Origin of the sequence: Flavobacterium sp., from assembly GCF_036405015.1 — a bacterium.
GTDB lineage: Bacteria > Bacteroidota > Bacteroidia > Flavobacteriales > Flavobacteriaceae > Flavobacterium.
Genome location: NZ_DASWYK010000243.1, coordinates 57655 through 78563, shown reverse-complemented (window position 1 = coordinate 78563; position 20909 = coordinate 57655). Strand labels below are relative to the sequence as shown.

Sequence of the window (20909 nt, the reverse complement as noted above, 5' to 3'; positions counted from 1 at the left end):
TGACAAAATCATTTTATACGCACCTTCTGTCGAAGATATCTATGAAGGAAATACGGTTTCGCAAACTTTTGATTTCGATGGATTAGAAAATCAAATGGAAGGAAAATTTAGACCTGGACATTTTAACGGAGTTGGAACCATCGTAAAACGTCTTTTTGAAATTGTAACTCCAACGAATGCTTATTTTGGAGAAAAAGATTTTCAGCAACTTCAAATTGTTAAAAAATTAGTCGAAAAGAATAATTTACCTGTAAATGTTGTTGGCTGTCCCATTTTTAGAGAAGACAATCAACTGGCAATGAGTTCTCGAAACGAACGTTTAACAGCTGAAGAAAGAAAAAATGCATCGATTATTTATAAAACTTTAACCGAAGCAAAAGAGATTTTTCAAAATCATAGCCCACAGGAAACACTCGAATTTGTAGAAAATTCTTTCAAAGACAATACAGAATTCGAACTCGAATATTTCGTTATTGCTGACGAATCTACACTTTTATCTATCGATCAAAAAGAGAATGGCAAAAATTACCGCGCATTTATAGCAGTATTTGTTAATTCTATCAGACTGATTGACACCATTTCATTAAATTAATCTAACTTTGCAGCATGCAAATTCAAGTTATAAAATCAAAAATTCATCGCGTTAAAGTAACGGGTGCCGATTTAAATTATATTGGCAGCATTACTATTGATGAAACTTTACTGGAAGCTTCAAACATTATTGAAGGCGAAAAAGTATCTATCGTGAACATTAATAATGGTGAGCGTTTTGAAACGTACGCTATTAAAGGTGAAAAAAATTCGGGCGAAATCACTTTGAATGGTCCTGCAGCAAGAAAAGTCCAAAAAGATGATATCATCATTATCATTTCTTATGCAACCTTGGATTTTGAAGAAGCGAAGACCTTCAAACCGTGGATTATTTTCCCTAACGAAAATGATAATTCGCTAACCTAATCTTTCTTATTTTTTAAGATTTTACTTTCTTTGTCAAAAGCACTTTTTTGAACAAAGAATTTTTCTTTTGTCTTAATCTAAAATGATTTTGACGCTAAAACACTGTGATTCAATTTCAACTCCATTTAACAAAGAAGCAAATAAAATAGTATATTGCTACACTATTTTTAATACTTTTTAATTCACTGAAATGCCACAAATCATGAAAAAAGTTTACCTACTATTTTTTTTAATTTCATTTTCGTCGTTTGCCCAAAAAACGTTCGATAACATTAAATCTGAAAAACTCGGAGAAGAACGCCGAATAACTATCGGACTACCTCCTTCTTATGAAGCAAACAAAGACAAAAAATATCCTGTTCTTTATTTATTGGATGGCGATTACTTATTTGACCCTTTTTCGGGAGCTGTAAGTTATGGTTCTTATTGGGATGATATTCCGGAAATGATCATTATTGGAATTCACCAAAATAAAGATGGAGAACGTTTTGATGACACCACAATTGACCAGAACGAAGGACTTCCATTTGAAAAAGGCGCCAAATTTTTCGAATTCATCGGATCAGAACTAGTTCCTTACATTGAAAAAAAATATCGTACCTCGCCTTTCAGACTTATTGCAGGTCATGACATAACAGCAAGTTTTGCTAATTTTTATTTGTATAAAGAGATACCGCTTTTTAATGCATACATCTGCTTAAGTCCAGAACTTGCTCCAAAAATGGAAGTACGTATTGCTGAAAAGTTTGCAAAAGTAAAAAAACCAGTTTTCTATTATCTTTCTGCAGGGGAAGGTGATATTAAAAAGATAAAAGAACCAATTGAAAAATTAAACAGTAATATTAAAATCGCTAATAATCCGTTAGTGAATTATAAATATGATGTTTTTAAAGGCGCTACGCATTATACGGAAGTATTACATTCTATTCCAAGTGCGTTGTACCAGATTTTTGAAGCATACCGACCTATAAATTCTGCCGAATACAACGACAAAATTGCGGTTCTTCAAGAAGGTTATGCAGAATATTTAGAAAAAAAATATGCCGACATGTCTGAAGTTTTAGGCGTTCAGATTCCAGTTCGAATGAGCGATTTTAAAGTAGTTGAAAATCTTATTTTAAAAAGAAACGCGTATAGCGAACTAGGAAAAATGGCTGAAATAGGAAATGTACATTACCCAAAAGCCATGTTGGGAGAATATGAATTAGGATTAATGTATGAAAAACAAGGAGATCCTAAACACGCATCAAAAAAATACCAAAACGCTTCACAAATGGAGCCAATTGGTGATTTGAATAAAGATATGATGTATGAGAAAATTGACGAAATGAATACACTTGCTAAAAAAAGTAAATAATGTCAAAAGTTAAAACTTCCTTTTTTTGTCAAAATTGCGGAACCCAGTACTCTAAGTGGCAAGGGCAATGCAATGCCTGCAAAGAATGGAATACGATTGCTGAGGAAATCATCCAAAAACAGGAAAAAGTAGCCTGGAAAAGTGAAGCTACTCCAGTAGGAAAAGCTCCAAGACCTTTAAAAATTAACGAAATTGATTCTGCTCAGGAAGTTCGAATGGACACTACTGACAGCGAATTGAATCGTGTTTTAGGCGGTGGACTTGTTCCTGGTTCACTGACACTTTTGGGAGGAGAACCTGGCATCGGAAAAAGTACACTTTTACTTCAAGTTTCTTTAAAATTACCTTATAAAACTTTGTATGTTTCTGGTGAAGAAAGTCAGAAACAAATTAAAATGCGTGCAGAAAGAATTACGCCAAACAGCGATAATTGCTACATTCTTACTGAAACTAAAACGCAGAATATATTTAAACAAATTGAAACGATTCAACCAGAAGTGGTTATTATTGACTCGATTCAGACTTTACATACCGATTATATTGAATCTACTGCAGGAAGTATTTCTCAAATTCGAGAAACTACTGCCGAGTTGATCAAGTTCGCCAAAGAAAGTAATATTCCTGTAATTTTAATTGGACATATTACCAAAGACGGAAACATCGCTGGTCCGAAAATTCTGGAACACATGGTTGATACTGTTTTACAGTTTGAAGGCGACCGAAATCATATTTACCGAATTCTTCGATCCCTTAAAAATCGTTTTGGTTCAACATCAGAACTTGGAATTTACGAAATGTTGGGAAGCGGATTACGAGAAGTAAGCAATCCGTCAGAAATATTGATTTCACACAAAGACGAAGAATTATCTGGAACTGCAATTGCTACAACACTCGAAGGAATGCGTCCGTTGATGATTGAAATTCAATCACTGGTAAGTACGGCAGTTTACGGAACTCCTCAACGAAGCACAACTGGTTACAACGCCAAAAGACTAAACATGATTTTGGCTGTTTTAGAAAAAAGAGCAGGATTTCGATTGGGAGCAAAAGACGTTTTCTTGAATGTTACTGGAGGAATTTCCGTAGATGATCCTGCAATCGACTTAGCAGTTGTAGCCGCAATTTTATCATCAAATGAAGATATTCCAGTTGGAAAAGGATTCTGTTTTGCTGGCGAAGTTGGACTTTCTGGTGAAATTCGTCCTGTTAATCGTGTGGACCAACGTATTCAAGAAGCCGAAAAACTAGGATTTGATACTATCTTTGTTTCTAAATACAATAAAATTGCTTTAAAAAATACAGGAATTAAGATTGAATTGGTTGCTAAAATTGAAGATGTTGCCAGCATTCTTTTTGGTTGATTTTATTTTTTTAATGAATTTTATTCGCCCGAAACTTAATTCGAGAAATTAGTGTAATTCGTGGCAAAAAAACTAAACTCTATGAATTTTCCAAAACAAAAAATATACAAAGCATTAAAAGTACTAGGAATAATAGTGGTTTTACTTTGCATTGCACTTTACTATTTTAGGGATTCACTTTTAAAACAAGCCATTGCCAAAGTGACTCATAAAATGGCTGTCGAATACAACAGTAATTTCTCTGTAAAATCGGCTTCATTTGATGGTTTGTCTACCATACACTTAACAGATGTTGTTTTGGCTCCAATAAACGCTGATACACTTTGTAAAATTAAAAATGTAGAAACCAGTATTAGCTTAAGCAATTTATTAATCGGAGACGTTCAGGTTGGAACTTTAAAAATTGACAATGGCTATATTCAATTGGTTAAAAAAGGCAAAAAACGAAATTTTGATGCCTTTCTAAAAAGAGATCGTGAAGAAACAGAATCAAACGAAAAACGTAAATATGCTGCTTTTGTTTATAGAATTATTTCAAAAGTTATGAATTTGGTTCCAACCGATATGGATTTGAAAAAATTCCAGTTCAAAATTGATGACAATGGAAAACAGACTTTTATCAACCTAGACAAACTGGTTTTAAACAACAAACAACTAGAAACCAATCTTCATGTTCTGGCAAAAGATTTTGACCAACGTTGGAACATCAAAGGTTTTGCAGATCCAAGAAACAAAAAAGCCGATATTCGTTTTTTCAATTTAGATACAGGCGCTATTCGTGTTCCTTATCTGGATCAGCGTTATAATTTAAAAGCAAGTTTTGATTCTATTCGTTTGAACGTTCAAAACATTGACAAAAGCGGCAGCGAACTGCATATTGATGGTTATACTTCAATCGCCAATCTTAAAATCAATCATCCTAAAATTGCCAGTAAAGACGTTGTGATCAAAAATGCCCGTTTTGATTATCGTTTTTTATTAGGAGACAGTTTTATCTCAATCGACAGTACTTCAACCATGCAGTTGAATAAAATTAAAGTTCGTCCTTATATTTCTTACGATACCGAAAAAGACACGATTTATACTTTAAAAGTCGATATTCCGAAAATGAAAGCGCAGGATTTTATCGTTTCGCTTCCAGATGGTTTGTTTACGCATTTTCAAGGTATGCAGGCGACTGGAAACTTCGATTACAAACTGGATTTCAAATTCAATAAAAACAAACCAAATACACTTGTTTTTGACAGCAAATTAAATAAAGAAGATTTACGAATCACTAAATATGGTGAAGCCGATTTAAATAAGTTAAATGGCGAATTTGTCTATCGTGCCATAATTCAAAATGTATTGCAAAGACCCGTTTTGGTTGGAAATGCCAATCCGAATTATACACCTTTGGATCAAATTTCTCCTTACTTAAGAAAATCTGTTTTAACGACAGAAGATCCTTCCTTCTTTTCGCATCGCGGCTTTATAAATGAAGCTTTCAAACAATCGATTCTGAAAAATATTCGAACTAAGAAATTCTCTCGCGGCGCCAGTACAATCAGCATGCAGTTGATCAAAAATGTTTTCTTAACTCGTGAAAAAACGCTTTCGCGAAAGCTTGAAGAAATCCTTTTAGTTTACATTTTAGAAAACAACCGAATTGTAAGCAAAGAAAGAATGCTCGAAGTGTATTTCAACATTATCGAATGGGGACCAAATGTGTACGGAATTGGCGAAGCGAGTCATTTCTACTTCCAGAAAAGTCCTTCGGCTTTAAATGTTGACGAATGTTTGTATTTAGCGACGATTATTCCGAAACCTAGAAAATTCATGTATCAGTTTAATGATCAAGGTAATTTGAAAGATTATGCTATAAAAAATCAAAAGTTCTTGAAGAATTTAATGTTCAGAAGAGGGCTTTTAGTTCCTGAAGACACAACTGGCATATTACCTGTTTATATTTCCGGAAATGCGCGTTCATTCATAAAAATCAAAGTACCAGATTCTACTGCAATCAAAGCAGATTCTTTGGCTGTTGATGATGAATTTGATTTGTAATGTTTGCCACGAAGGCGCTAAGACACTAAGATTTTTTTAATCTCGCAAAGTCGCAGAGTCGCAAAGTTTTTATTTCACGCAGATTTTATAAGATTTAAGCAGATTCTGCAGATGATTTCAAAAAAAATCTGTCCAAATCTTATAAAATCTGGGTGAAACTTTTTTGTTTTTAGTAAATAAAACTTTGCGACTCTGCGTCTTTGCGAGGAATTAAATATGCTTTAATAAAAAAACTTTGTGTCTTAGCGCCTTCGTGGCAAAAAACTATTTAAAATTCTTCAAAAACTCCTCTTTATAAGTAGGCGAAACCTCTATTTCTGCTCCATCATTCAAGATTACAATTCCGCCTTTGTTATATGATTTTACACAATTGATATTGATTATATGCGATTTATGAACTCGAATAAAAGGCAATGGAAGAATTTCTGAAAAATGCTTTAAAAAACGACAAACCATTTTTTTACTTCCGTTGTTCAGATATAAATCGGTAAAATTTCCATTACCTCGCAAACGTACAATTTCTTCCATTTTTACAACTTCAAAACCTTCTAGAGTTGGCAAAATTACTTGTTGTTTCTCAGGTTTTTGTTCGTGAAAATTTTGAACAATAATTTTATTTCTATTGAAAATTTCATGATTCACAATTTGATGATGCACTTTGTTTACTGCAATAATCAATTCTTCAATGCTTATGGGTTTTAAAAGATAATACGCTGCGCTTTGATTTAAGGCTTTCAAAGAATATTCAGAAAAAGCAGTTACAAATATGGTTTCAAAATGTAAATCTTTACAAGCTTCCAAAACATCAAAAGCATTTCCGAAAGGCATTTCTACATCCAGAAAAACCAATTGCGGTTTAATTTCATGTACTAACGGAACGGCTTCTTTGATATTCTGCGCTTCGCCAACAACCTCAACTTGCGGACAATATTTGCTCAAATAATTTTTAAGCACTTCTCGCGCTGCCAATTCATCTTCGACAATTACACTTTTAATTTTCTGCAAAGTCATCATATTTTGTTAATTAATGGAAAAACGATTTGAACAATTGTACCCGATTCTGGCTCTTCTTTTTCTGAAATAGTAAACGAAATATCCTTTTTATACAGTTCATTCAAAAGGTCAATTCGTTCTTTTGTATTGTTTAAACCACGTGATTCGTAAATTTTCTGATTGGTCGTTTTGAGTTCACGACTTTTGGTCAAACCAATTCCGTTGTCTTCAATAGTCACGATTATTTTTCCGTTTTTATACTCAAATCGAAGGGATAAAAAGCCTTTTTTGTCCAAATAACGCAATCCGTGCCAGATTGCATTTTCTAAATGCGGTTGCAAAATCATATTCGGAACAAAAACTCTTTCGGTATCTAGCGAATCATCTACCACAATTTCAAAATCGAATTTATCCTGAAAACGCATATGTTCTAAATCCAGGTATTTCTTTAAATGCTCCACTTCTTTATCCAAAGAAATAAAATCTTTATTGGAATTTTCCATCGTATTTCGCATCAGATTAGAATAGGAAGTTAAGTATTTGTTGGCTTCCAGTTCCTTATTCTCCGCAATAAACTGATTGACGCTATTTAAGCTATTAAAAATAAAATGCGGATTCATTTCGCGACGCAAAGACTGTAAAGCAATTTCCTTGTTTTTGATTCTGATCGAATACCACGCTTTTACAATGAAGAAAAACAAAAGCAACAACAAACCAATAGAGCCTAACAGGAAATAATTGAAAGTATTTTTCTTGGAAATCAATTCGTCTTTTAAAACCTTTTCTTTTTCCAACTGACGAATTTTGTCTTCTGTAACCTGAAAAGTTTTGGCATCTATCAAAGTCGTATCAGATTTGATTAACTGCTCGAAATTATCAAAAAACTGTTCGTACAAAGCCATGCTTTCTTTGTCTTCGCCTTTTGTTTTATAATATTTTATTAAAGAAGATAAACTCTTTCTGGCTTCGGTTGAATTTCCTTTTTGAAAAGATAAATTATAAGCTTCCTTTAGTGAAGAAATGGCGTTCTCAGGTTCTTTCTTTTCAAAATAAAGCGATGCTAAAGATTGCAGTTGTTTTATTTCGGCAGTGTAATTTTTCTTTTTTCTAGCCTCGTCCAATATTTTTTTAGTAATCAAAAACGCTTCATCAAACTTATTTTGTTCGGCATACACCTTGGCAATTTCGTTTTTGATTTTTACAACTTCCTCTGGTTTATCTTTTGCATAATCCAGAGCTTTATTGTAACTCTCAATCGCAACATTTTTATCTTTTAACTGTAATGAGTTTTGTGCTTTCTGTATGTAAGCTTCTTTAACTTCGCTTTTTCTGCTTTCTTTTTTCAGCAGTTCAATATTAGAATTCAAATAATCGGTCTGACTTGCCGGATTAGATTGATTTTTAAGTCGGTTGGCATCATTTAAATTAATTTTTTCTTCAGAGGCATCTTTGGTCAATGAACCAGCTTTTTCATAATTTTTTATAGCAGAATTAAAATTTTTCTGGTTTTCCTGAACTTTTGCCAAACTTCTTGCAACACGTGGTTTATCATCAGTCAACTTTAGTTTGTTATAACTGTTTAAGGCCTTTTGAAAATACTCTTCTGCTTTTGCATTATCACCATTATTCAAAAATTCATTGGCCAATTTTTCATAATTCAAAGCAATTTTCAGCTCGTCGTTTTCATCCAATGATTTAGATAATTCATCAGCTGTCTTACTGATTGTGGCTTTACTCTTTTTTTCACTTTTTTCTACAGGAAATGCCTGCGCATTTATTCTCTGTGGGAATAAAAACGATAGAAAAAGCAGACTACAAATAATTAGAAAATGATGTTTCACAAACAAATATTTTAGAAAGTGTAAAGTAACTTAATTTCAAATTCCTATCCTATAACTTTCACCAAGTCAAATGGCTTGTTGACCCATTCTCTCAAAAATACGTTTTTTCGCTCAATACATTTACTCCATAATTTTAAAACCAATATCATGAAAAAACCATTTTATTTCCCTTTTATTCTATTTTCTCAATTTATAATCGGACAAGCTTCTGGAAATGTAAATTATCAAAATTCACAATATGACAGCAATAATGTTATTAATATAAATTTCCCTAGTACTTCCGATATTCTCATAAATGTAAAAGGACTTGCGAATGTTACAGCAGATACTTATATGGCGGTTTTCAGTACCTCACAAACTGGAAAAACCACTAAAGAAGTCAATGAAATAATTGATCAGAGAATTACACAGTCATTAAATGAGATTAAACAAAAAAAATGGTGTAGAAACTTTTGTAGATATGATTTCGTTTGTTCCTGTTTATGAATATGAAACAGAAAAAAAGGTTTTCAGTCGTAAGACGTACAATGAAGTTCCCACAGGATTTGAGGTAAAGAAAAATATTCATATTAAATATTCTGATCCGAATCAGCTCAATGAATTTATCTCTATTTTATCCAATAATGAAATCTACGATTTGGTCAAAGTTGACTATTTCTCCAACACAATGGAAACGGTTAAAAAAGAAATGATGAATAAAGCCAAAATTCTGATTCAGGAAAAAATTAAAAACTATGAAGTTTTACTTGGCGAAACATTTACAAATACCGAAAAAAGAATCGTTGATGATTACATGGTAAACTTACCTCTTGAAATGTACAAATCGTATGAAGCTTACAATAGTTCTTCTTTAAACTTAAAAAAAGCAAATATTAATCAGGTTAGCAAATCTACTACATTGTATTATCAACCTGTATCTAACAAGGAATTTGATTTTATAATTAACCCTGTTGTACTTGAACCCGTAATTCAAATACAATATGAAGTTAAAATAGCCATTAACAGAGAAAAAAAACAGGTTAAAACGGATAAAGAATTTATTCTGGTTACGCCAAATGGCGATTTAAAAACCATAAACGCAAACGGAATAAGACAGAGCTATTAAACTTAAACCATTTCACCAAGTCAAAACCCCGTTTCACCATTTGTCTGAAAAATAGGTCTTTTTAGTTTTTAAGTTTGATCTATAATCATCAGTAAAACTAAATAATATGAAATCAAATCTCTTTATTTCGGCACTTTTTGCAACTGTAATTTCGCTTTCAGGCTGTCATTCTTCAAATGCAAAACCAAAAAAGAAAACGGAAATTGAAAAACCGAATTCAGCGACAACAACCAAGATTCAGGTGGCTCTTTTATTAGACACCTCTAACAGTATGGACGGATTAATTGATCAGGCCAAATCAAGATTGTGGAATATCGTGAACACTTTAACCACTTTAAAATACGAAGGGAAAACGCCAGATATCGAAATCTCTTTATACGAATATGGAAATGACGGTTTATCTGAAAAATCAAATTACATTAGACAGGTTACGCCTTTATCGACAGATCTCGATTTGATTTCGGAGAAATTATTTGCACTTAGAACCAGTGGAGGAAGCGAATATTGCGGCGCCGTGATCCAGGATGCAACAAAAGGATTACAATGGGCTTCTGACAAGAACAGCATGAAACTACTTTACATTGCAGGAAATGAAGGATTTGATCAAGAAAAAGTCAGTTACAAAGAAGCCATCAGCGATGCATTGAAAGATGACATTTATGTGAATACTATTTTCTGTGGAGACAAAACTGAAGGAATCAACATCTTTTGGAAAGACGGTGCAGATCGCGGAAAAGGAAAATATTTCAACATCGATTCAGACAAAGCAGTTCAATATATCGCAACGCCATATGACGATGAAATCGCTAAATGCGATGAAAAAATCAATAGAACCTACATCAATTATGGTTCTAAGGGAGCCGAGAAAAAAATGAATCAGGCGATGCAAGATCAGAATGCTAAAAAAGTTTCGGCTTCTAATTATACAGATCGAGCTGTGAGTAAATCAAAAGCAGTGTATAAAAATGACAGTTGGGATTTAGTGGATAAAGTAAAAGATGATGCTGGAGCAATTTCGAAAATTCAAAAAGAAGAATTACCAGCAGAACTTAAAAACAAATCTACTGCCGAAATTCAAACAATCGTAAACGAAAAGAAAAAAGAACGAGAAACGATTCAGAAAGAAATCAGTGTTTTGGCCAAAAAACGTCAGGAATATATTGACACAGAATCTAAAAAGACCAAAAAGCAAGATGATTTAGGAAACACGATAAACTCTTCTATTTTGGCTTTCGCTAAAGTAAAAGGCTATACTGTTGAGAAATAAGAATTAACAATGAAAAAGAAAATCTTCTTTCTGCTGTTTGTGGCAATTCCATTTATCTGTTTAAGCTGCGAAAATAAAAAAGAGAAAAAAATACACACTAAAAATTCAAAACCGATTTACTCTTATGAAGAGAAATTAAAAAGTGAAATAGCTGAAATCAGGAGCTTCTTGGGGAAATCTCCGAAATACAATTCAGATGTTGCCTTCTTTTTAGATATGAGGATAGAATCTGGAAGAAATCGGTTTTTTATTTATGATTTGAAACACAACAAATTGCTAGATAAAGGTTTGGTTGGACATGGCTCCGGCTCAGAAACTGGAATCTATGGAGAATTAAAATTCAGCAATGTCAAAAACTCCAATTGCAGTTCACTAGGTAAATATTCTATTGGCGGATCTTACATAGGAACATTTGGAAAAGCATATAAATTGTATGGTCTGGATAAAACCAACAGTAATGCTTTTGACCGTAACATTGTACTGCACAAGTATGTTGACATTCCGTTTGAAGAACAACCTTATCCAATTTGCAATAGTTTGGGATGTCCAATGGTAAACGAAAAGTTCTTTGGCGTTATTGAAAAACTAATTGATAATTCTAAAAAGAAAATTTTATTGGTGATGTATTATTAATTCTTATTCAAAAAAAATCCCGATAACTAGTTGTTATCGGGATTTTGTTTTTATTTGATTTAAGAATTTAAGGCGCCGGATCAGGAATTATAGCCTGAACTGCATCAATTTCTGCTAAAATTTGTTTAGAAAGAACAACATCTATTGTATCGATGTTTTCTTTTAATTGTTCCAAAGTGGTTGCTCCAATAATCGCACTGGTCAAGAATGGCTGTTGTAACACAAATCCCATTGCCAATTGCGTTAGTGTTAAACCATGTTTTTTAGCGATTTCCTGATACAATTTCGTCGCTTCGGTACATTGGTCGCTATTGTAACGTTTGTATTGCGGAAAAAGATTAATTCTCGCTTTCGGGTGAGCTTCTCCAGTTAAGAACTTTCCAGTCAAAACTCCGAAGGCTAAAGGTGAATATCCAAGTAAACCAACATTTTCGTATTTTGAAACTTCTGCAGAATTCACTTCAAACAAACGATTCAGTAAAGAATACGGATTTTGAACGGTTTTGATTCTTGGTAGATTGTTGTATTTGCTTTCTTCCAAAAGACGCATCATTCCCCAAGCATTTTCATTTGAAACCCCAATATGTTTGATTTTACCTTCTTTGATTAATCCGTCGAAAGTTTCTAAAATCTCTCTGAAATTATCTTCCCAAACATCATCATGTCCGTGGAATGCGCGCGTTCCAAAATTATTCGTTTTTCTTTCTGGCCAATGCATTTGATATAAATCGATATAATCGGTTTGCAACCTTTTTAAACTATTTTCAACTGCATATTTAATACTTGCTGGAGAAAAATCTAGTTTCTCACGCATATACCCAAAATTCGGATTTGGACCTGCAATTTTAGATGCTAAAATAACTTTATCTCTGTTTCCTGATTTTTTAAACCAGGTTCCAATAATTTTTTCTGTGCTTCCGTAAGTCGCCTCACTCGCTGGAACCGAATACATTTCGGCTGTATCAAAAAAGTTTACGCCTCTTTCAAGAGCATAATCCATTTGTTCGTGTCCTTCTGCTTCTGTATTTTGTTGTCCGAAAGTCATCGTTCCAAGACAGATTTTACTAACTTTTATATCGGTGTTAGGTAATGTAGTGTATTTCATTTTTTTCTTTAGGTTCAAAGTTGCAAAGAGACAAAGGTACAAAGGGATTTTTCAAATAGAAATGTGAGAAAGGTTAAAAAAAGTACAAGATTTTTACGCCTTCCTGCAAGGTTTTCAAAACCTTGTAGGTATTTATAAGTTCAATCCAAACACAAGCTAAACCTACAAGGTTTTAAAAACCTTGCAGGATTACAATTCCAGAAATTGTAAATTAAAAAAGGCTCAAAAGTAAAAACCTTTGAGCCTTTGCACCTTAGAACCTCTGTCCCTTAGTTTATGCTATTCAACATCTCAGCAATCTCATCCAATCTTGGCGTCAAGATGATTTCGATTCTTCGGTTTTTTGCTTTTCCTTCTGGAGTTGCGTTGCTTGCCAAAGGAGAAAATTCGCTTCTACCCGCTGCTGTTAGTTTTTGTTTATTGATTTTTGGGTTTTCACTTAAAATCGCTACGATTGCAGTGGCTCTTTTAGTAGATAAATCCCAGTTATTTGCAATTGGTCCTGAACCTGCATACGGATCATCATCTGTATGTCCTTCAATTAAAACAGAAAGATCTGGATTGTCACCTAAGACTTTTCCAAGTTCTACAACCGCTTTTCTACCTTCTGATCCAACAGCCCAGCTTCCTGAATTGAAAAGTAATTTGTTTTCCATAGAAACATAAACTTTTCCGTTTTTGTGTTCTACTGTTAAACCTTTACCTTCAAAACCGGTTAAGGCTTTAGATAAAGTTTCTTTCAGTTTACGCATTGCTTCTTCTTTAGCCGCAATCATATCTTCCAATTCTTTCAAACGACTTGCTGTTTTGTCCAAACGAGCTTGTTCTTCTGCTAGAGCTTTACCTTTTGCTTCTAACTGCGCTAACAATTCACGGTTTTTAGCTAGGTTTTTCTCCAATGCGTCGTTGCTGTTTTTCTCTAATGCATTATAAGAATCCTGTAAAACTTTATATTTCTTTTGTTCAGCTGCAAGATCAGCTTTTTGCTTTGCCAACTCATCTTTAGTACTCGCCAAATCTTTAGTCAGTTTATCACGATCTAACTCTAATTGATTTTTTGCTTTCTTCAGATTTTCATTTTCATCTGTAATCGAACGATTTTCTTTTTTCAAATCTGAATACTTTGTTTCTAAGTCATTGTAAATCTTCTTTGAAACACAAGACGTCGTGGACAAGGCTAATGCCAGCAATCCGATGGAGGCTTTTTTTATCATCTTTCTTTGTTTTTATTTCTGGGGCGTTTAATAAATCTTTTTTCGTCTAAAAAGCAATTTAGGAAATTCTAAATTCCAGTCATTTTTAGAACTGAAATTCTTCTCTGCAAGAACAATACCAAAAATTAGTCAATCTCAACTAAAATCGGACAATGATCTGAATGCATAGCATCTGGTAGTATAACAGCTCTTTTTAATCTGTTTTCTAATGCATTGCTCACCAAATTGTAGTCAATACGCCAGCCTTTGTTATTTCCTCTTGCTCCTGCACGGTAACTCCACCAAGAATAATGATGTGGCTCTTTATTAAAATGACGGAAACTATCAATAAATCCCGATTTCATAAAAGCATCTAACCAAGCGCGTTCAGCCGGAAGAAATCCAGAAACGGTTTTGTTGCGAACTGGGTCATGAATATCGATTGCTTCGTGACAGATATTGTAATCACCGCAAATAATCAAATTCGGAATCGTAATTTTCAATTCATTAATATAATTCTGAAAATCATCCATAAACATAAACTTATGGTCTAATCTTTCGATATTCGTTCCAGATGGAAGGTATAAACTCATCACAGAAACATCGTCAAAATCGGCACGAAGATTTCGACCTTCAAAATCCATATGATGAATTCCTGTTCCGTAAACAATATTATTTGGCTTTGTTTTAGAAAGAATAGCTACTCCGCTGTAGCCTTTTTTAGTAGCAGGATAATAATATTGAAAAGGATAACCAGCTGCCGTTATATCGTCAACCGGAATTTGATCCTGAGTAGCTTTTATTTCCTGAAGACAGATTACATCAGGATTTGCTTGTTTCAGCCACTCAATAAAACCCTTGTTTATTGCGGCTCTAATTCCGTTTACATTATAAGAAATAATTTTCATCAGTGATTTTTTTTGGATTTCAAATGTAATAAAAAAGTGCAAAGTTTGTCTTGGAAACAATGAAAAGTAGACTTTTTTGTTATCTTTGTTCGCTGTTCTAATAAATTAAAAGTACTACATGGGTTTAGTTACCGCGAAAGAAGTTGCAAAGGCAATAAATGTTGAAAAGTACGGGGTTCTCGGTACTTTTTCTGGCTGGATTCTTATGAAAGTTCTTAAGATCTCTACCCTTAATAAAATTTACGATCGTAATAAACATTTGGAAGACCTTGCGTTTTTGAACGGAATTTTGGATGAAATGGAAATCAAATTCGAAATCCCTGAAGAAGACTTAAAACGTCTGCCAAAAGATGGTGCTTATATTACAATTTCCAATCATCCACTTGGAGGAATTGATGGAATTTTATTATTGAAATTGATGCTTGAAAGAGAGCCAAATTTCAAAATCATTGCCAATTTCTTGTTACACAGAATTGTTCCGATGAAAAAATACATCATGCCGGTTAATCCTTTTGAAAATCATAAGGATGCAAAATCGAGCGTAATCGGAATTAAAGAAACTTTACGTCACTTAAGCGACGGAAAACCTTTGGGAATTTTCCCTGCTGGTGAAGTTTCGACTTATAAAGATGGAAAATTAGTTGTTGATAAACCTTGGGAAGAAGGTGCGCTGAAATTAATCAGAAAAGCAAAAGTTCCTGTGGTTCCAATTTATTTTCATGCCAAAAACAGTAAATTATTCTATTGGCTTTCTAAAATTGATGACACGTTAAGAACAGCAAAACTTCCATCTGAACTTTTAACGCAGAAAGACCGTGTTATTAAAGTTCGTATTGGAAAACCGATTTCTGTCAATGAGCAAAACGAGATAGAATCTTTCGAAGAATATTCAGAATTCTTAAGAAAGAAAACTTATATGCTGGCTAATCCTTTCGAAAAAGACACGAAATTGATTGACACTGCAACGGCGAGTCTTAAAATCACAAAAGCGCCTAAAAAAATTGTAACGCCTGCAAACGAATCAAAATTAATTGATGAAGTTCAGTCTTTACGAAACAGTGACAGCCGATTTTTACAAAGTAAAAACTACGAAGTTTTCTTTGCAAGCGCAAAAGAAATTCCGAACATTTTACACGAAATTGGACGTCTTCGCGAAATCACTTTCCGTGAAGTTGGTGAAGGAACAAACGAATCTATTGACTTAGATGAGTACGATCAATATTATCACCATATGTTTTTATGGGACGATGAAACTAAGAAAATCGCTGGAGCGTATCGTATGGGATTAGGTTCTGAAATCTATCCAAAATACGGAATTGAAGGTTTCTATCTGACAGATCTTTTCAGATTTGAACCTGAGCTTCACGATATGATGCACAAGTCGATCGAAATGGGCCGTGCTTTTATTGTAAAAGAATATCAGCAGAAGCCAATGCCTTTGTTTTTATTGTGGAAAGGTATTATTCATACTACTTTACGTCATCCAGAACATAAATATTTGGTTGGTGGCGTAAGTATTAGTAATCAATTTTCAGATTTCTCTAAATCATTGATGATTGAGTTCATGAAATCAAACTACTACGATCCGTATATTGCGCAATATATTCACCCGAAAAAAGCGTACAAAGTAAAACTAAAAGACGCTGATAAAGATTTCATTTTCGACGAAGCCGAATCTGATTTGAATAAGTTTGATAAAATCATTGACGAATTAGAACCAGGAAATTTACGTTTACCTGTTTTAATTAAAAAATACATCAAACAAAATGCAAGAGTAGTAGCTTTTAACGTTGACCCTTTATTCAACAATGCAATTGATGGTTTAATGTACATTAGAATTGCTGATATTCCTGAAAGCACAATGAAACCGGTTATTGAAGAATTTCAGATTGAATTGGAAAAGAAATTATCTGAGAAGGAAGATTAATAATTAATCATAAAAAAGAAAAACTCATAAGCGTAAATCTTATGAGTTTTTCTTTTTTATACCGTATTCTTAAACAACTTCTTCTCGTTCCAAATTGAATATCTCTTCACCAATATTATCCAGTTTATCTAATATAAATTGCGATCCAGATTCTTTCATTACCTCCCATTCTGTATCTGAAACAGGTACGATCCATAAAAAATTGGTTTTTGAATTTCCATAAGCAGGCACATTCATCTGAGGTAAAACTTTTAATTTATTGGTAAGAACTCCGTATTTAAATTTTTCACTCACTAATGTCTGAAACTCTATAGTATGCCCTTCTGCCAAGAAAGTAATATAATCCCAAGGAATTGCCGTAATACCACTTACAAAGCTTGCAACACTATTTGTTTGTTCATTTGTTAATCCGGACTTTAAAATAATTCCAAGTTCGATTCTATTCACTTCGTTTGGGTTTTCAAAATACATTTCGATCTTAGGTTGAGATCGTAATGATACTGCTACCGTTGCAAATACAACCTTTTCAGGACCTTCATAAACATACAGTCCTTTTGGTGGCCACTCCGAATTATCGATTGCATAGTACTTTTCGCTTTTTCCAAATATTTCGTCGTAATAATCTAGAATTTTGGGTTGCAGTAACTGAAAAGGATTTCTTTCGTCGTCCCAAGCTTTTTCAAAAGAAATTGCGCTTTTAACACGTTTGTACATTTCATTATCTACTGAAAGCTCCCAGGCAAAGTACCCCTCTCCTTTACAATCTCTAGCATATCCATAAAATTCTCCGCCGCCACCCCAGCTCGGAATTACACATAAAACCTCTCCATTTTCAAGTAATGCGGCTCCATCTCCTTCTTCGAGCCAGACTATTTCCAGATTATCTTTATTAAGTGTTTCCTGTCCTTGCGGAAATTTGCAAAACTCTTTAGTTAACATTGGAGGCACACCTTTTTCCATTAATTTTACCTCTATCTCCTCTGGTGCCACAGTTAAATTTCGTATCCAGCAGCTTTTAACACCAAAATCTTCATTATCTCCAAACAAATAAAAATAAGCCGTTCTGTTATCTTGTTCTACAATTGCTGTTATTGGGCAACTAGGACTTCTTAATTCAAGAACAACCTCAGGTTTTTCAATCTTATTATTTCTACTAAATAATCCCATAATTTTATTACTATTATTTTTAGATTTAAACTTTATTCAAGTAACAATTTTATTTAGAAAAACTCCATATAATAAAACAAAAAGTTTTCCCTATTAACTAAAAAACTCCTTCGATAAAAATATTTATTTACTGTTTGAAAATTTTTGAAGAACAATATAAACCCTCAGAAACCTATGATCACACCCTACTAAAAACGCAGAAGCTCCTTTTAACCTATAACGAAGTTTTCGTTTGATTCTGAGGGGTCATTTTAAATAAATACCAGAAAAAACAAAAGCCCCAAATGCAAATGCGAATGGGACTTTTTAATTAACAATTTTTATTTAAATCTATTGGCATTCTATTTTTTCAATTAAATGGCTTTTCTAGTTTTTAGGATCTGCACCATATTGGTTTGAACCTTTATCGCCTTCAATTGTGCACAAATAAATATTATAGAAAGGAATTAAAATATACCACCATTCTTTATTAATATCCTGCATTCTTCTTACAGCTACACCAATACCTGGAAGTAAAACAGCTAAACTGTAAATATTTGCAATAATTACCAAACTTGGCGAAATTAATCCTGTAACTACACTAAGAACAGTGCTAATAATTACGTTTACTAAAAAGAACATCCAAAACTCTTTTCTTCTTGCTCTTCCTTTAAAATTTACGTAGTTCTCAAAAACTACCTTTTTGTACATTTCTAACATATCTTCTTTTTTTTTTCAATTATCCTACTCTTAAGGATTTTCGGTTACTCCATTGCTTACTAACAAAAAGCAAGATTACCTACTGTTGAATTTATTTTAAGGACGTATAAGCTATAATTGTATCAGAAAAAGACATTTTTGAGCAATAAAAAAACCATTCATTTCTGAATGGTTTTATAATTTGAATATATTTTGACTTAGAACCAGCCTCTGTAGCCTTTTTGATATGTTTGATAAAAGTCTTCATCAGATTTTGTCAAATAAATGACTCCTTCTATAATTCCTATTATACCTCCCAGTCCTAATAGTAGTCCCAGAAGCAGCTGAATTAAACCTTCTTTGGTATAACCCAGATAGAATTTATGAATTCCCAAATATCCCAGTAAAATAGCTAGAATTCCGGCTACAATTTTTTTGTTTTCCTGCTGATGGCGAGGGTTATTCCAATCTTCTCTTCTTGTATTCTCCATTTTTATTCCCTTTATAGTTAATAATATAGTTTTACAAACAATCAAACTTCAGATTAAATTCGCCCAGACAAAAAATCTGTTTTATTTATCTACAACCATTGTTCTGGCAGCCAAATCATGAAGAGCTCTTTTATCTTGATTTAACAATGATGTCAAATAAATTAGAGGAAACACGGCACAAATACCTTTTATCAGATTTCTCAAAATAACATTAAAGGCAAGGATTTCTCCATTCTCTTCATAGTTAACTGTTTTGATTGACAAAGCTAATTTCCCTAAAGAAGACCCCTTCAATAAAAGATCACAAGCAATAAAATAGATAAATGCAAATAATATAACGAACAAAGAAGCTTCAGGCGAAATAAAAGCAATGGCAAGATTTAGAGCATAGATAATTAACAAATCAATAACGAACGCCCCAATTCTTTTACCAAAATCGCAAGGTACAAGACCAATTGCAGTGTTTTCCTCTTGCGAAGTATTTCCTAATCTGTTTCTTGTATCATATTCATGCGAAGACAAAACAGATCCTGGAACATAAGTTGTATTACAGAAAAAACAGTTTAACTCATCTCCCAATTCTCTAATTTTAAGTAATGGGATAAAGAAAATATGAAAATAAAGCTGATAATTTTTTAATTGATAACTTTCTTGTCTTCTGCAATTTGGACAATCGAATTTTCCAGATTTAATAGTACTTTGAACTGTTTTTCTTCCGTAAATAATCATACGTTTTTTAGATTTATAGGTTAAATTTTTCTTGTTTTTGGGAATTATTCAACTCAACATTTCAAATGTTTTGTTAAAAAATCGAAACAATATTATTAAAAATTAACATACAAAACTAATTCCGTTTACAATTAAAAATAAAAGAATTTCAGTTTAAATCCTACAAACAAAATTACATATTATAAACCGCTTTTATCTTATCTACAATTACTTGCGCCAAACGTTCGTGACTTTCAAAAGTCCATCCCGCGATATGAGGTGTTAGTAAAACATTTTTCGATTCTAATAAATATTGAAAAGCTTCTGGTGTATTTTTATCTTGGAAAAGCGTTTCAAAAGAAAGCTTCTCATACTCTAAAACATCCAAACCTGCTCCAAGTATTTTTTTAGTTTTCATAGCTTCAACCAAATCAGCTGTAACAATATTTTTACCTCGAGAAGTATTAATAATCCAAAAAGGCTTTTTAAACGCATTTATAAACTCCTTATTGACCATTTTATCAGTTTCTGGTGTCCAAGGAAGGTGAAGACTTAAAACATCTGTTTTTTCACGTAATTCTTCTAAAGAAACTTGTCTGGCATTTTCGTCGCCAACATGGTCCAAAATATCATAACAGAGAACTTCAGTTTCAAAACCTCTTAGTTTTTTAGCAAAAGCCTTTCCCATATTTCCGTAACCAATAATTCCGACGGTTTTCAAATCCAATTCATGTCCTCGATTGCTTTCACGATTCCATTGTCCCGCTTTTACTTCGGCATCAGCCTGATTTAAATTATTGAACAATGATAAAATTACACCAAGCGAATGTTCTGCAACAGCGTTGCGATTTCCTTCTGGAGCCGCAATAAGATGAATTCCTTTTGAAGAAGCATACTCACAATCAATACTTTCCAAACCTGCGCCGACTCTTGCAATAAATTGCAACTTTGTTGCAGCGTCTAAAAATGTCTTGTCAATCTTGAAACGACTGCGAATTACGATTCCGTTATAGTCTTGTATTTTTGCTTCGATTTCTTCTTTTGAAGATTTGAAATCAGCATGATTTTCGAAACCAGCTTCCTCCAATTGATTCCATAAAATTGGATTATTACTGTCGATATGAAGAATTTTTACACTCATTTTGTATTGAATTTTATAATGACAAAAATAC

Annotated in this window: 20 protein-coding genes; 10 read left to right on the top strand and 10 right to left on the bottom strand. The window is 33.1% G+C overall.

Annotated features, from left to right (window positions below; genetic code table 11):
- From VGE71_RS21495 to VGE71_RS21475, 5 genes are all read left to right on the top strand, one after another.
- On the top strand, nucleotides 1-592 hold a 592-nt coding region (locus VGE71_RS21495), incomplete at its 5' end, for a pantoate--beta-alanine ligase (RefSeq protein ID WP_331140153.1).
- Nucleotides 593-606: 14 nt separating this feature from the next.
- Complete coding sequence (gene panD, locus VGE71_RS21490; RefSeq protein WP_008465481.1) at nucleotides 607-957, top strand: aspartate 1-decarboxylase; 351 nt, start codon at nucleotides 607-609, stop codon at nucleotides 955-957.
- Nucleotides 958-1159: 202 nt separating this feature from the next.
- Nucleotides 1160-2314 carry an alpha/beta hydrolase gene (locus VGE71_RS21485; RefSeq protein WP_331140152.1) on the top strand — a complete coding sequence of 385 codons (1155 nt, stop codon included), beginning with the start codon at nucleotides 1160-1162 and terminating at the stop codon, nucleotides 2312-2314.
- On the top strand, nucleotides 2314-3675 hold the full coding sequence (radA, locus tag VGE71_RS21480) for a DNA repair protein RadA (RefSeq protein ID WP_331140151.1): 1362 nt from the start codon (nucleotides 2314-2316) through the stop codon (nucleotides 3673-3675). The genes VGE71_RS21485 and radA overlap by 1 nt, the downstream gene beginning before the upstream one ends.
- Before the next feature lie 81 nt (nucleotides 3676-3756).
- Nucleotides 3757-5721 carry a transglycosylase domain-containing protein gene (locus tag VGE71_RS21475; protein WP_331140150.1) on the top strand — a complete coding sequence of 655 codons (1965 nt, stop codon included), beginning with the start codon at nucleotides 3757-3759 and terminating at the stop codon, nucleotides 5719-5721.
- A gap of 264 nt (nucleotides 5722-5985) precedes the next feature.
- Here the strand turns inward: VGE71_RS21475 and VGE71_RS21470 are convergent, their stop codons facing one another.
- Together VGE71_RS21470 and VGE71_RS21465 are read right to left on the bottom strand one after the other, a co-directional pair.
- Complete coding sequence (locus VGE71_RS21470; protein ID WP_331140155.1) at nucleotides 5986-6732, bottom strand: LytTR family DNA-binding domain-containing protein; 747 nt, start codon at nucleotides 6730-6732, stop codon at nucleotides 5986-5988.
- Nucleotides 6732-8555, bottom strand: coding sequence for a tetratricopeptide repeat-containing sensor histidine kinase (locus tag VGE71_RS21465; RefSeq protein WP_331140149.1), 1824 nt, complete (start codon nucleotides 8553-8555; stop codon nucleotides 6732-6734). The genes VGE71_RS21470 and VGE71_RS21465 overlap by 1 nt, the downstream gene beginning before the upstream one ends.
- 147 nt (nucleotides 8556-8702) lie before the next feature.
- Here VGE71_RS21465 and VGE71_RS21460 point away from each other — a divergent pair, with 147 nt between their 5' ends.
- From VGE71_RS21460 to VGE71_RS21445, 4 genes are all read left to right on the top strand, one after another.
- Nucleotides 8703-9041, top strand: a complete 339-nt coding sequence (locus tag VGE71_RS21460; RefSeq protein WP_331140148.1) for a hypothetical protein — start codon at nucleotides 8703-8705, stop codon at nucleotides 9039-9041.
- Nucleotides 8974-9660 carry a hypothetical protein gene (locus VGE71_RS21455; RefSeq protein WP_331140147.1) on the top strand — a complete coding sequence of 229 codons (687 nt, stop codon included), beginning with the start codon at nucleotides 8974-8976 and terminating at the stop codon, nucleotides 9658-9660. Before VGE71_RS21460 ends, VGE71_RS21455 begins: the two co-directional genes overlap by 68 nt.
- 106 nt (nucleotides 9661-9766) lie before the next feature.
- Nucleotides 9767-10927 (top strand): VWA domain-containing protein, encoded by a 1161-nt coding sequence (locus VGE71_RS21450; protein WP_331140146.1) that lies wholly within the window; start codon nucleotides 9767-9769, stop codon nucleotides 10925-10927.
- A gap of 9 nt (nucleotides 10928-10936) precedes the next feature.
- Nucleotides 10937-11560: a murein L,D-transpeptidase catalytic domain-containing protein gene (locus VGE71_RS21445; RefSeq protein WP_331140145.1), complete on the top strand. Its 624-nt coding sequence runs from the start codon at nucleotides 10937-10939 to the stop codon at nucleotides 11558-11560.
- A gap of 67 nt (nucleotides 11561-11627) precedes the next feature.
- Here VGE71_RS21445 and VGE71_RS21440 read toward each other — a convergent pair whose 3' ends face one another.
- From VGE71_RS21440 to VGE71_RS21430, 3 genes are all read right to left on the bottom strand, one after another.
- On the bottom strand, nucleotides 11628-12665 hold the full coding sequence (locus tag VGE71_RS21440) for an aldo/keto reductase (RefSeq protein WP_331140144.1): 1038 nt from the start codon (nucleotides 12663-12665) through the stop codon (nucleotides 11628-11630).
- Nucleotides 12666-12934: 269 nt separating this feature from the next.
- Nucleotides 12935-13879, bottom strand: coding sequence for an OmpA/MotB family protein (locus VGE71_RS21435; RefSeq protein ID WP_331140143.1), 945 nt, complete (start codon nucleotides 13877-13879; stop codon nucleotides 12935-12937).
- 125 nt (nucleotides 13880-14004) lie between these two features.
- On the bottom strand, nucleotides 14005-14766 hold the full coding sequence (locus VGE71_RS21430) for an exodeoxyribonuclease III (RefSeq protein WP_331140142.1): 762 nt from the start codon (nucleotides 14764-14766) through the stop codon (nucleotides 14005-14007).
- Nucleotides 14767-14884: 118 nt separating this feature from the next.
- Here VGE71_RS21430 and VGE71_RS21425 point away from each other — a divergent pair, with 118 nt between their 5' ends.
- On the top strand, nucleotides 14885-16693 hold the full coding sequence (locus tag VGE71_RS21425) for a lysophospholipid acyltransferase family protein (RefSeq protein ID WP_331140141.1): 1809 nt from the start codon (nucleotides 14885-14887) through the stop codon (nucleotides 16691-16693).
- A gap of 69 nt (nucleotides 16694-16762) precedes the next feature.
- Here VGE71_RS21425 and VGE71_RS21420 read toward each other — a convergent pair whose 3' ends face one another.
- From VGE71_RS21420 to VGE71_RS21400, 5 genes are all read right to left on the bottom strand, one after another.
- The gene (locus VGE71_RS21420; RefSeq protein WP_331140140.1) at nucleotides 16763-17860 is read right to left on the bottom strand and encodes a suppressor of fused domain protein; all 1098 of its coding nucleotides are present in this window, start codon (nucleotides 17858-17860) and stop codon (nucleotides 16763-16765) included.
- A gap of 366 nt (nucleotides 17861-18226) precedes the next feature.
- Complete coding sequence (locus VGE71_RS21415; protein ID WP_331140139.1) at nucleotides 18227-18559, bottom strand: DUF805 domain-containing protein; 333 nt, start codon at nucleotides 18557-18559, stop codon at nucleotides 18227-18229.
- Between the two features lie 197 nt (nucleotides 18560-18756).
- Nucleotides 18757-19029 (bottom strand): TM2 domain-containing protein, encoded by a 273-nt coding sequence (locus VGE71_RS21410; protein WP_331140138.1) that lies wholly within the window; start codon nucleotides 19027-19029, stop codon nucleotides 18757-18759.
- A gap of 81 nt (nucleotides 19030-19110) precedes the next feature.
- Nucleotides 19111-19758, bottom strand: a complete 648-nt coding sequence (locus VGE71_RS21405) for an RDD family protein (protein WP_331140137.1) — start codon at nucleotides 19756-19758, stop codon at nucleotides 19111-19113.
- A 172-nt stretch (nucleotides 19759-19930) separates the two neighbouring features.
- Nucleotides 19931-20878, bottom strand: coding sequence for a 2-hydroxyacid dehydrogenase (locus tag VGE71_RS21400; protein ID WP_331140136.1), 948 nt, complete (start codon nucleotides 20876-20878; stop codon nucleotides 19931-19933).
- Nucleotides 20879-20909: the final 31 nt, after the last annotated feature.